At 34.7% G+C, this 11,370-nt stretch carries 9 protein-coding genes; 5 read left to right on the top strand and 4 right to left on the bottom strand.

The window, feature by feature from the left end:
* Positions 1-227 precede the first annotated feature (227 nt).
* The 3 genes from EG344_RS08850 to EG344_RS08860 all read left to right on the top strand — a co-directional run bounded on the left by EG344_RS08850 (position 228) and on the right by EG344_RS08860 (position 5,735).
* Positions 228-2,504 (top strand): outer membrane beta-barrel family protein, encoded by a 2,277-nt coding sequence (locus EG344_RS08850; protein ID WP_123909137.1) that lies wholly within the window; start codon positions 228-230, stop codon positions 2,502-2,504.
* Positions 2,505-2,539: 35 nt separating this feature from the next.
* Positions 2,540-4,798, top strand: coding sequence for a TonB-dependent receptor domain-containing protein (locus tag EG344_RS08855; protein WP_123909138.1), 2,259 nt, complete (start codon positions 2,540-2,542; stop codon positions 4,796-4,798).
* Between the two features lie 82 nt (positions 4,799-4,880).
* Entirely contained in the window at positions 4,881-5,735 is an 855-nt protein-coding gene (locus tag EG344_RS08860) for an alpha/beta hydrolase (protein ID WP_123909139.1), read from the top strand.
* Between the two features lie 187 nt (positions 5,736-5,922).
* On the opposite strand, the gene EG344_RS08865 is transcribed toward EG344_RS08860, so the two are convergent.
* The 4 genes from EG344_RS08865 to EG344_RS08880 all read right to left on the bottom strand — a co-directional run bounded on the left by EG344_RS08865 (position 5,923) and on the right by EG344_RS08880 (position 10,225).
* Positions 5,923-7,677, bottom strand: coding sequence for a discoidin domain-containing protein (locus tag EG344_RS08865; RefSeq protein WP_123909140.1), 1,755 nt, complete (start codon positions 7,675-7,677; stop codon positions 5,923-5,925).
* Between the two features lie 150 nt (positions 7,678-7,827).
* Positions 7,828-8,751 (bottom strand): citrulline utilization hydrolase CtlX, encoded by a 924-nt coding sequence (ctlX, locus tag EG344_RS08870; RefSeq protein WP_123909141.1) that lies wholly within the window; start codon positions 8,749-8,751, stop codon positions 7,828-7,830.
* A gap of 55 nt (positions 8,752-8,806) precedes the next feature.
* Positions 8,807-9,214, bottom strand: a complete 408-nt coding sequence (locus EG344_RS08875) for a four helix bundle protein (protein ID WP_123909142.1) — start codon at positions 9,212-9,214, stop codon at positions 8,807-8,809.
* A 96-nt stretch (positions 9,215-9,310) separates the two neighbouring features.
* Entirely contained in the window at positions 9,311-10,225 is a 915-nt protein-coding gene (locus tag EG344_RS08880) for a dimethylarginine dimethylaminohydrolase family protein (protein WP_123909143.1), read from the bottom strand.
* Positions 10,226-10,516: 291 nt separating this feature from the next.
* Between EG344_RS08880 and EG344_RS23875 the strand changes: the two genes are divergently transcribed.
* Positions 10,517-10,681 carry a hypothetical protein gene (locus EG344_RS23875; RefSeq protein WP_164464412.1) on the top strand — a complete coding sequence of 55 codons (165 nt, stop codon included), beginning with the start codon at positions 10,517-10,519 and terminating at the stop codon, positions 10,679-10,681.
* Positions 10,682-11,198: 517 nt separating this feature from the next.
* Entirely contained in the window at positions 11,199-11,357 is a 159-nt protein-coding gene (locus EG344_RS23880) for a hypothetical protein (protein ID WP_164464413.1), read from the top strand.
* Positions 11,358-11,370: the final 13 nt, after the last annotated feature.

The following is an 11,370-nucleotide window of genomic DNA, read 5'->3' on the forward strand; positions in this document are numbered from 1 at the left end:
AAATTTCATGTTTCGCTGTAACAGAATTATTGTTACAGTTGTCTTATTATACAGAAAGGTCAAGCAGTGCATTTTTAAATACTAATTTTTAGTAACTGAAAATCAATAAGTTAAATTTAATTCAAATTATTTTTAAGTACTTTGTATTGCATGATACTAAATTTATTATATATCTTTGTAATGTTAAATAACAAACCATACAAGCTATTAATTAAAATATAATAATCATGAAAACTCAAATTCTCATTGCAGCACTATTCTTCAGCGGACTGGTTTCCGCTCAACAGAAAAAAGATAGTTTGAAAGTAAATGCTATTGAGTCAGTCAATATCAAGAAACAGGTTTTCAAAAAGCAGGGAGACCGTCTTGTTTATGATGTGGCAGCTTCTCCTATCGCTAAAGGCACTAATACGTTCAACCTTTTAAAGCAGACTCCAATGATTTCCAGCATTGATGGTAAAACCTTAAAGATTTTAGGTAAATCTGATGCTGTTATTTATATCAATAACAAAAAAACCAATATGGATTCTGAGGCATTGATTGAAATGCTGAAGTCTACTCCATCGGAAGATATTCAGAAAATTGAGGTCATTACAGTTCCAGGAAGTGAATTCCAGGTGGAATCTAAGGAAGGGGTCATCAACATTGTGATGAAGAGGAACAAAAATAATGGCTACAACGGGACATTGAAAATGCAGAACGAACAAGCTTATTACAACAACCCTAATGCAGGAGGATCTTTTAACTTCAGACAGGGAAAATGGTCAGGAAATTCTAATTTTAGAATGGGTAGCTGGACAGAAAGACAAAAATATACACTATCTAACGGGGATCCAACCTTCAGAAATGAGTCCTATGGCTCTAATGATGATCCTAATAAAAACTTCGGTGGCGGATTTAATATTGATTATGAAATCAGCAAGAAACAAAGTCTTGGATTATCTTATAATATGAGATATAATAAGAGTTTCAATTCTGTTCTGGATATGACGAACTGGCAAAATGGAGTATTAATGGACAGAACTGTTAATTATGAAGATGCTCAAACCAGAAATCACTCTTTCAATTTGAATTATGAGATCAAAACAGATTCTATAGGCAGTAAACTTACCTCTAATGTTTCTTATTTATGGTTTAACAGAGATAAGGTAAGTTTCAATGAGAGTATTCCATTCAATATTGATCCTTCAAGTGCAGAGTATAAAAAGAGATATTCTGCTTTACAACAATCTGTACCCCAAATTATCAACAATTATGCAGCCAATATCGACTATCTGAAAAAAACGGCTAAAGGGGCAACATGGTTAATGGGAGTTAGCTATAATTACACCAATACAGATAATGATACAAGACAAGACAAATTAATCGGCGATGAATTTGTAATGGATACTAAACAGACCAATCATTTCATTTATAAAGAAAATATTTTAGGTATTTATTTAAACTATGAAAGAAAACTGACTGAAAAGTTATCCGGAAAAATAGGTGCCCGTTATGAAATGACCAGAAGTACCGGAGATATTCTTGGAAAAACAGGATTTGAAAGAAATTATAATAACCTGCTTCCTTACCTGAATTTAAATTATGCCATCAATTCCGACCATAATTTAAGTTATACTTTCTCCAGTAGAATCAGAAGACCAAGATTTTGGGAGCTCAACCCATCCAGAACGTATTTTACTCCAACCAATTATACCCAAAATAATCCTTTTGTACTGGCTGCGAAGTTCTATAATCAGGAGCTGAACTATATGTACAAAAATGCATTCTATGCTAACCTGAGTTATACAATGGTAGACGATGCCGCAGCTTCTGACCTGCTTCCTTTACAGGGAATTTTAACCACTCCGCAAAAGGATGAAAATGGTAATTACATATACGATCAAGCGGGTAATATGCTTATGGATAAAATAAGATTCCTGAGATACATCAGAACCAATTATGGTAAGAATAGAGAAATCAGTTTGACGCTTGGAATGAACAAGTCCTGGTTTAAAGATATCTGGACCACCAACTATTCCGTAAATCTAGGATATATTACTTACACTGGTGGTGTATGGCAAGATCCTACTTCTCAGCTTGGGCCATACGAATCGGAAGAACTGGAACCTTACATCGTAGATGTTAAAAATTACAATATGTCTGCAACTATCAATAATGTCGTTCGTCTTTCTTCTAAAAAGGACTGGTTTCTAGGAGTTAATTACTTTTTCGGAAGTAAAGTAGCTATGGAAGGTGGTACAATAGGGGTAAGACAAAGCTTTGATATCAGTTTGAAAAAAATTATCGGTGACTGGACCGTAATTGCAGAGGCAAATGACCTATTTAATCAGAGTTTTTACAGAGTTAACAGTATACAGCCTAACGGGAAGTATAATAATATAACGAACTTCAACTATCCACGATTAATAAGCATTGGAGTAACCTACAATTTCGGAAATCAGAAACTGAAAAAAGCAAGGGAAATGAAATCAGCGAATGATGCTGTAAAATCAAGAACCTAAACTATAAAAACTTACCACTCTTAAAAAAAACAAACATGAAACGTATACTTTTGTCAATTGCAGTCATATTCGGAACTTGTGCTTTTGCACAGGAAAAGAAATCTGACTCGACAAAAACTAAAAATATAGAAGGGATTACCATCACCAAACAGGTTTTCAAAAAACAAAGTGATCGTCTGGTCTATGATGTTGCTTCTTCTCCTATAGCCAAAGGAAATACAACCTTTGATATTCTGAAACAGACTCCGTTATTGTCTTCCACCGATGATAAAACATTAAAGATTGCAGGAAAGAACAATGTGTTAATCTACATCAATGGAAGAAAATCCAATATGGATGCAGAATCATTAGCTCAGTTCCTTAAAAATACTCCGGCAGAAAACATCCAGAAAATTGAGGTAATTACAGTTCCGGGAAGTGAATATCAGGTAGAATCTTCTGACGGGATCATCAACATCGTTTTAAAGAAAAAAATGAGTGATGGTCTTAATGGAAATATGAGATTCTCTAACACTCAAGGTAAATACAATGCCAGCCAGGCAAGTTTCTCTGCCAACTACAGAAAAGATAAACTGGGAATAAGTGCCAGTCTCAGTGGTGGTGAAAATATTGAAGCTCAAACCTATACTCTGAAGAACAGCAGTAAAAATGCATCCAATGAATCTACAGGTGATATTGATGATCCAAACAAAAACATTGGCGGTTATCTGAACATCGACTATCAGTTAAACGATAAAAGCAACTTAGCTCTATCCTGGAATACCTGGGCCAATAAGAGTTATAATTCAACGGTAAATTTGTTCAATACTATTGTTAACGAAAAAGGCCCACGTTATACATGGTCTAAAAATAAAGAAGATGCAAGAAGTTATAATAACTCGCTCAATTTAAATTATGAATTGAAAACCGATTCTTTAGGAAGTAAACTGAATGTAAATGCAGCTTACCTGAATTATAAAAGATTCCAGGCTATAGATAATATTACTTATAATTCTGACATCAACAGAAACATAGGAAATAAGTCTATACAGATGTTCCAGGATCTTCCGCAGATTATCAACAATTTCTCCGGAATGGTGGATTACATTCAAAAATTTAAAAATGACCTGACCATTTCCATTGGAGGAAATTATAATAAAACCCAAACAGATAACGATACAAAAAGTGATACTTACTTTTTTGACCCAGAGGATACGCCAAAGTTAGCCCCTAACCACTTTATCTATGATGAAAGTATCTATGGTTTCTATGTGACTGCTGAAAAAAAGTTTTCGGATAAGTTCTCTGGAAAAATTGGAACAAGATATGAGATCACTAATAGTTTAGGAACCTCAGATAATCCACCTGAAGGGGCAGAAGCTCTTAAAAGAATTGAAAGAAACTACAATAATTTTCTTCCTTACCTGAGCCTTAACTATACTATTAATGATAAGAACAATATTTCCTATTCATTTTCAAGCAGAATGAGAAGACCAAGTTTCTGGGAAATCAATCCTGTGGTGAACAAGCTGACTGATGACAATTATACACAAAACAACCCATTTGTAAAGGCTTCCTCGACTTATAATCAAGAGCTAATGTACATGTATAAGAATTCATATTTTGTAGTTTTAAACCATTCTTATATTAAAGATGCTATCACCCAGGTTCCTCTACAGGGTTATCCTGTGAAACCTAACGGAGATACTGGTCAAAATCTTGCTTTAAGATATATTAGAACCAATTTTGGAGATAAGCAGGAAATGTCAGCGATGATAGGAGTCCAAAAATCATTTTTTAAACAGTATTGGACAACCAACTTCAGCATAGGAGTTCAGCATAACAGGAACAACGGAAGTTTGGATATGGATCCTACCACAGGGGACCGATTCAAAGATGAGCTTGGAAATTTTGTAACCTATGTCAATAATGTAAATTCTACCAGTCTTTTGATTCAGACCAATAATACCATTCGTCTTGATAAAGCGAAAACGTGGTTCCTTGGAGTGAACTTTTTCTACATAGACAAACAGCAGATAGAATTGGGGATGTTACGAGGTTTATCAAGTTTAGATCTTAGCATCAAGAAAAACTGGAACGACTGGACTTTTGCCCTGAATGTAAATGATGTTTTAAGAACCAATATTGTAGTAATTGATGATTACCAAAGCAACGGAAACTATAACTATATCCACCAGAATCAGTATAAAAGAAACTTAACAGTGAGCCTTACTTACAATTTCGGAAATAAAAAACTGAAAAAGGTAAGAGATATTGAAGGGGCTTCCGATTCTATCAAAAGCAGAACCAGATAAAAACTATCTTTCTTCATATTCAATCAAATTATTTTGTACACAAACCTGTTGATTCTTCAGCAGGTTTTTTATCTTTAATTGTATGAAAAAGAGCTTAGTATTCATCACCTTTTTTATTTTCTTTTTATTGACAGCCTGTAAAGAAAGCAAGATCAGTCTTGGCCATAATGTCTATTTTAATAAAGAAGAAAATATTCATTATGGAAATAACCCAGATCAGGTTATGGATCTTTATATTCCTGATAAAAAATTGATCGGAGAACGTGAAGTTTTTATTATTATTCATGGTGGCGGCTGGCGTGGTGGAAATAAATCCCAACTTACCTTTTTTACCCTTTCCATGATGCAAAGATTTCCAGATCATATTTTTATGAATATGAACTACAGACTGGCCTCTGCTACACAATATGGAATTCCCAATCAAACGGATGATATCACAAAAGTGACTGAGTTTCTAAAAGAAAGATTAAGTTACAGCCCTAAGTTAATCCTTTTGGGAAATAGTGCCGGAGGTCATTTATCTATGCTTTATGGTTATTATTTTCATGCTGATAAAGAGGTAAAAGCAGTTATTAATATAGTAGGTCCTGCTGATCTTTCAGATACAGGTTTTAAAAACTATGAAGAATATTCTTTTGTAGAAAAGCACCTGGTTGACCCAAAAATACTACCTACTGCAACCTCACCCGTCAACTTTGCCAGCCCAATACATTGGATTACGTCTGCTTCTGCTTCTACTCTTTCTTATTATGGAACAACAGACCGGGTGGTTCCTTTAAGTCAAAAGAAAATTCTGGATTCTATTCTCAGCAAAAATAATGTTATCCATGAGTCATATGAATTCAAAGGAGGACATCTGGATTGGGATAAGCGGCCCAATAATACTTTTCTTATTGATAAAATTGAAACATTTCTAAAACATATTGATAAAAAATGAATACTTTAAATGGAAGCTGGGAGCAATAGACTGGAAGTTATAATACACACTCATTGTAACGGTAATCATAGATTTGATTAGTCTGAAAAAAACTAATCAAAATATGTGATATTTCTGTTTTGTACTTCAAGAACTTCCCTCTCCCAGCTTACTGCCAAGATATTACATCCTCAGATAAAATATTATCTTATTCAGATTTTACGATTTCTGTTCTTTCAGACATTCCATTGGCATTGAAAGCTTCGATCTGGAAATAATAAGCATCCGTTCTGTCTGCACCTGTAAAAAAATATTCGTTCTTTCCATATACCATGATGCTTCCGTATAATTTATCCGGAGATTTCCCCCAATAAATTACATATCCGTCTGCTTCAGAATTTTGCTGCCATTTCATCCAGATACTTCTTCTTTCTCCATATTTCTTAGCATCAGCTCTGAGAGGGACAAACCCTTCTACTTTTCGGGGCTTCTCCCCTGCTCCTTTCCCGAATACCCTGAAACCACTTAATGCAAATTTCCCTGTGGGCATTTTCAGATTTTCAATTTTAAGGAATCTTGCCGATGCAGGCTTTTCAAGCTCAACATAATCATGAGGAACATCTTTGGTATTTTTGCTTTTATCCACAATAATATTCCATTTTTTTCCATCATTCGATCCATAGATTTTGTACTGGTGCATTTTGCCTAAGGTCTTCCCCATAAATTCTGCATCCTGATCCGCATAATTAATCTGAATGGCATTGATTGTGGATATCTCCCCAAGATCGGTCTGAAACCATTCTCCGGAATTTCCGGTTTTTGCACTCCAATAAGTCTTAATATCTTCATCTACGGCAAAATTGGGTTGATAGCTTCCCAGAGTAGATGAAACCTGAACGGGTTTATTATAATTCAGCAACATCCATCCGGCAAAAAGACCTTTTGAAAAGTCTTTCCCTTTCGCATACTGCGGCAGGTAAGTCGGGTAATCCCCATAAGCTGTATTGGTATACATGACATCATCTTTATCAAATCCTGCCGGCCATATTCCCAGTCTTCTTTCAAAATTATTTTTTGTGGAAATAAAAATGGTTGAAACATGCCACCAGTTTTTATAATTGTCTTCAAAGGTTGCCCCATGTCCGGCACCTCTTGCAAATCCTCCCGGTTTATAAGAAAACGGATTGTGCTGCTGATATTCAAAGCCTTCCAAAGGATTTTTGCTAACATATACACCATCGGAATATCCGCTAAACTCTGTTGCCGGAGCACCATACTGCATATAATATTTTCCATTGTGTTTGGTCACCCAGGCTCCTTCCACAAAGGGTTGAAGAAAAACATTATCGTTATATTCCCCAAACCTTTCCCATCCGTGATCTTCCGGCTTCAATTTAAGGATCGGTTTTACAAAGCCTTCAGATTGAAGGGTTTTCACTTTTACTTCTGTTCCTAATAAAGGCCATTCGTTGCTGGAACCCCAATACAGATAAAGCTTGTTTTTATCTTCATCATAATGGAATGCAGGATCCCAAGCGCCAACCTTTAAGGTGTCTACAGCAATTTTCCAATCGTCTTTGGTGGGATTGGTACTTTTCCAGATAGGAAAATCCTGCTCCCAGGTAGAACCATACACATACAGGGTATCTTTCATAGCCCAGGCAGCCGGAGCATTAAGATCATGAATGTATTTATTGTCTCTGAGAAATTTCCTTTTTACAAACTTCCAGTCCAGCATATCATCACTGTACCAATATCCTTCCTGGTTCGTAGAGAAAAGGAAAAGTTTATCTTTAAAATTGACAATTACCGGATCTGCTGTAGCACGATGTTTTCCTTGTTTTGAAAAGACTTCAAAAGGGGTATATCCATAATCTATATTAATTGGATTACAGAACGTTTTCTGTTGCCCTACCACAAATATTCCTAGGAGAATTGCTAAAGATAAAAAGTATTGTCTCATTTTTAGATTTTAAACATTCCAGGCAAAGTTAGCTAACTTTTTCCTGTTTCTTCATGTAAAAAACATACAGAAACTTTTATCCTCTGAATGATAAAAAAAACTTCTGACCCTGTTTCCAAAGTCAGAAGAATATAATGGTAATGATTTTAATTATTTTTTAGGAAGAAAAACCTCAGCAAGCATACATCTTGCACTTCCACCACCGTTTACTTCAATGGTATTTAAATCAGAGTAAATAATTTCGCAATATTTTTCAATGGCAGCTACTTGCTCCGAAGTTAAAGATTGATAAGCTGTCTGACTCATAACAAGGAATTTTTCACCTTCTTTATTCTGAACCTGAAGCATATTTCCTGCAAACTGCTGCATTTGCTCTTCTGAAATTTCAACGATTTCTTTTCCTGAATTTTTAATGGTTTCAATCACCTTTTCTCTTTCCAGCTCATCATCAATACAGTCAAGACAAATAACGACAAACCGGTCTGCCACACACATCATTACATTGGTGTGATAAATAGGAAGTCTTTCTGTACCCACCGTTTGATAAGAATGGAAAACTACTGGTGTGAAGCCATATTTTTCACAGAATTCTCTGAATAGGTTTTCATCTAATCTCAAGGAAACAGATCCGTAAGCAATCTTATTATCGTGATCGAAGATCATACTTCCTGTTCCTTCCAGGAAATGTCCCTGAGTTTCAGGAAATGACCAGTCGTCAATTTCAGCAACTTCAAATCCCTGATCTTTGATACTTTCTATAATATCATCGCGTCTTTCCACTCTTCTGTTGGAAGCGAACATCGGATATAAAACCACTTTTCCATCTTTGTGGAAACTTACCCAATTATTAGGGAAAATGGAATCCGGTGTATGAGGATCTAATGTATCTTTTATGGTAATTACATTGATTCCTTTCTCTCTCAGCTTTCCAACAAAGGTATTGAACTCTGCTAAAGCCTTTGATTGAATATCAGAACCTGTCTGTTCTACCTGAAAGTAATTATTTTTTGCAGTTTCTGCGTTGTAACCGAATGCAATCGGTTCTATCATTAATACTGTATCTGTCGTTTGCATGTTTTTAAAGTTTGAGGGTGTTAGGGTATGAGGCTTTGTGAGTTGTCAGTCTGGTCTATCGATCCTTCTGTTCCGTATCAAACGAAGAAAATGAGCACCATTTTTCTGACTGATTAATCATATTAATTAACATCCCTATTATTTGATTATACTGATTATGCAAATTATTAAATTGCTCTTCATTCATATAATTGCAGGCGTAAGCAAACTGAAGCCATGTTTGTGATTCCCGTGCTTCGCCTTCAGAGTCTGTAAGTTTAGCAATAAAGGATTTCTCATATCGTCTTTTCCCCCATGCTTCACTTATATTAGCTGTAACAGATCTTGATGATCTTCTTATCTGGTCTGTAAGAGAATAGAGTTCTTCTTTTGGAAAGATCTTAGAGAATTCATAAATCTGTTGAGCTGCCTCAAAAGACTTTTGATAAACTTTTAGGTCTTGATGAAATTTAATTGTTGACATAATGATTAATTAAGATTAAAAAATTATACTCAAACTCTCCCAACCTAAAAACACTCCTACTCTAATACTCTAATACTTTCCTACTCTATAACTCAATTACTCTCTTACAAGAGGCATTGTAGAGCATCTCAACAGTCCTCCCATTTTTGAGATTTCTCTGTAAGGAATTTCTTCCACAGTCATTCCCCACTCATTTCTTAAATGGTTGTTCATTCTCGTGAATGCTTTGTCTGAAACTACAACATCTGGAGAAATAGAGAAAATATTCGGGAACATTTCAAACATTTCTTCATCGTTGATGTGGAAACAGTTTTCTTCTCCGAAAATATCGATGATTAGGCGGTAATCGCTTTCGTCTACAAATCCGTTTTTGTAGATGATACATTTGTCTTCTCCTACAGGATTGAAAGTACAGTCCAGGTGTAAAATTCCTTCAAAAGGTACTTTATCATTTTTCTTCAGTTCAAGATCAATAATTCTTTTCTTCGGAAAGTATTCTTTTAAAATTTCAATGGCATACTCGTTGGTTCTTGCCGTTTTATAATTTCTGTAATCTTCACTGAAGCAGGTTCCGATGAAAATAAAATCATTCCATACGATAACATCTCCGCCTTCAATATGTGCTGTTTCCGGAAGATTAATAATTTTTCTCCAGGCTACTTTTTCAAATACGCTTTTGTATGCTTCCTGCTCATCTGCTCTGTCTGCAATTACGTTGGAAATAATCATTTTATCGTCAATTACAAAGGCTACATCTCTTGAAAAGACCTGATTATAATCTTGGATAATGCTTGGACGAAGTACTTCAACGTCATACTTTTTTAATACCGTTTCAAAAGCGTTCATCTCATTGATGATATCCACTTCCTTAGGATAAATGTTGTGTTCGATTGAGTAATATGACTTCGCGTCATAACTCTCCTCTAGTGTGGGAACAGCTCCCAATGAATTAGGCTGGCCTAGAACTACTGACTTCAGCCTACCCGTTTCGTTTTTAATGTTTAGTCTCATAAAGATTTATGCAATACTACAAATATAAGTAAAGGTCTCTATCTAGAAAATTTTTGGATTATTTTATGTCTGAAATTTGGCCTTTGCAAGCACCTTCTTTTAGCGAAATTCTCCCCCTATCCAACAAACCGTAGTATAAAGCACACAAAAACGTCTACAACCTACTATATTTCATCTACATAAGAACAGAAAAATAGATTTTTTTTACAATTTAACATCCTACATTAGTGATATAATTTTCGCGGAATTATATATGCTAAAACTTTATTATTAACATCAAAAATCAAAGTCATGAACAAGAAAAATCCTGTGCTGAAAAATGCACGAAAATTAGAAAGAGACCAACAAAAATTTATTATTGGAGGTGAATTTACAGGGCCTAGAAAATGCTGTGAATATGATGATGTTACTGGAGCATGCTTCCTCTGGGTATGTAACAGATGTGGTTGTCCATAAAATATTGAGAAAGCCGTTTCATGAATTTTGATACGGCTTTTTTAATGCGCCTACATCAAATTATATGTAAAAGGGTTTTTGTAACAGTAACTTTCAATTTCACCTTTCTGAGCCGTACTCTATCTTCTTTATTTTATGATAAAAAATTGTTGAAATTCTATTTAATACAATACAACTTATTAAATTTCACACACATAATAATAAAAAATTCTTTTTTAAACAAAATAAAGTCATATATTAGTGATATAATTTATCATTAAATTATATTATTTAAAACTTAACTATCAACATCAAAAAATCAAAATCATGAACAAGAAAAATCCTGTGCTAAAAAACGCACAAAAATTAGGAAGAGAGCAACAAAAATCAGTAGTAGGTGGAATAGGAATCTCAGCAGGCAAAAGATGCTGTGAATGGGATCCGTCAGGAAAATGCACGCTCTATACTTGTGATAGATGTCAATGTCCATAAAAAAATCAGAACTTAACTATCTATTAACATCAAAAACAACAAAATCATGAACAAGAAAAATCCTGTGCTAAAAAACGCACAAAAATTAGGAAGAGAGCAACAAAAATCGGTAATCGGTGGAATAAACAGAGAAAGATACTGCTGTGAGTGGAATGAAGATGGTAGCTGCAGAATCTGGACATGTGGTAACTGCGTTTGCCCTTAATAAAATAATAAAC

The organism is Chryseobacterium sp. G0162, from assembly GCF_003815715.1.
In the GTDB taxonomy this organism is placed as follows: Bacteria; Bacteroidota; Bacteroidia; order Flavobacteriales; family Weeksellaceae; genus Chryseobacterium.

What these genes read in the sequence shown, in the direction of transcription:
- ctlX (WP_123909141.1), bottom strand. Translation starts at nt 8,751, where the DNA reads ATGCAAACGACAGATACAGTATTAATGATAGAACCGATTGCATTCGGT.
- EG344_RS08865 (WP_123909140.1), bottom strand. Translation starts at nt 7,677, where the DNA reads ATGAGACAATACTTTTTATCTTTAGCAATTCTCCTAGGAATATTTGTG.
- EG344_RS08875 (WP_123909142.1), bottom strand. Translation starts at nt 9,214, where the DNA reads ATGTCAACAATTAAATTTCATCAAGACCTAAAAGTTTATCAAAAGTCT.
- EG344_RS08860 (WP_123909139.1), top strand. Translation starts at nt 4,881, where the DNA reads ATGAAAAAGAGCTTAGTATTCATCACCTTTTTTATTTTCTTTTTATTG.
- EG344_RS08850 (WP_123909137.1), top strand. Translation starts at nt 228, where the DNA reads ATGAAAACTCAAATTCTCATTGCAGCACTATTCTTCAGCGGACTGGTT.
- EG344_RS23880 (WP_164464413.1), top strand. Translation starts at nt 11,199, where the DNA reads ATGAACAAGAAAAATCCTGTGCTAAAAAACGCACAAAAATTAGGAAGA.
- EG344_RS08855 (WP_123909138.1), top strand. Translation starts at nt 2,540, where the DNA reads ATGAAACGTATACTTTTGTCAATTGCAGTCATATTCGGAACTTGTGCT.
- EG344_RS08880 (WP_123909143.1), bottom strand. Translation starts at nt 10,225, where the DNA reads ATGAGACTAAACATTAAAAACGAAACGGGTAGGCTGAAGTCAGTAGTT.
- EG344_RS23875 (WP_164464412.1), top strand. Translation starts at nt 10,517, where the DNA reads ATGAACAAGAAAAATCCTGTGCTGAAAAATGCACGAAAATTAGAAAGA.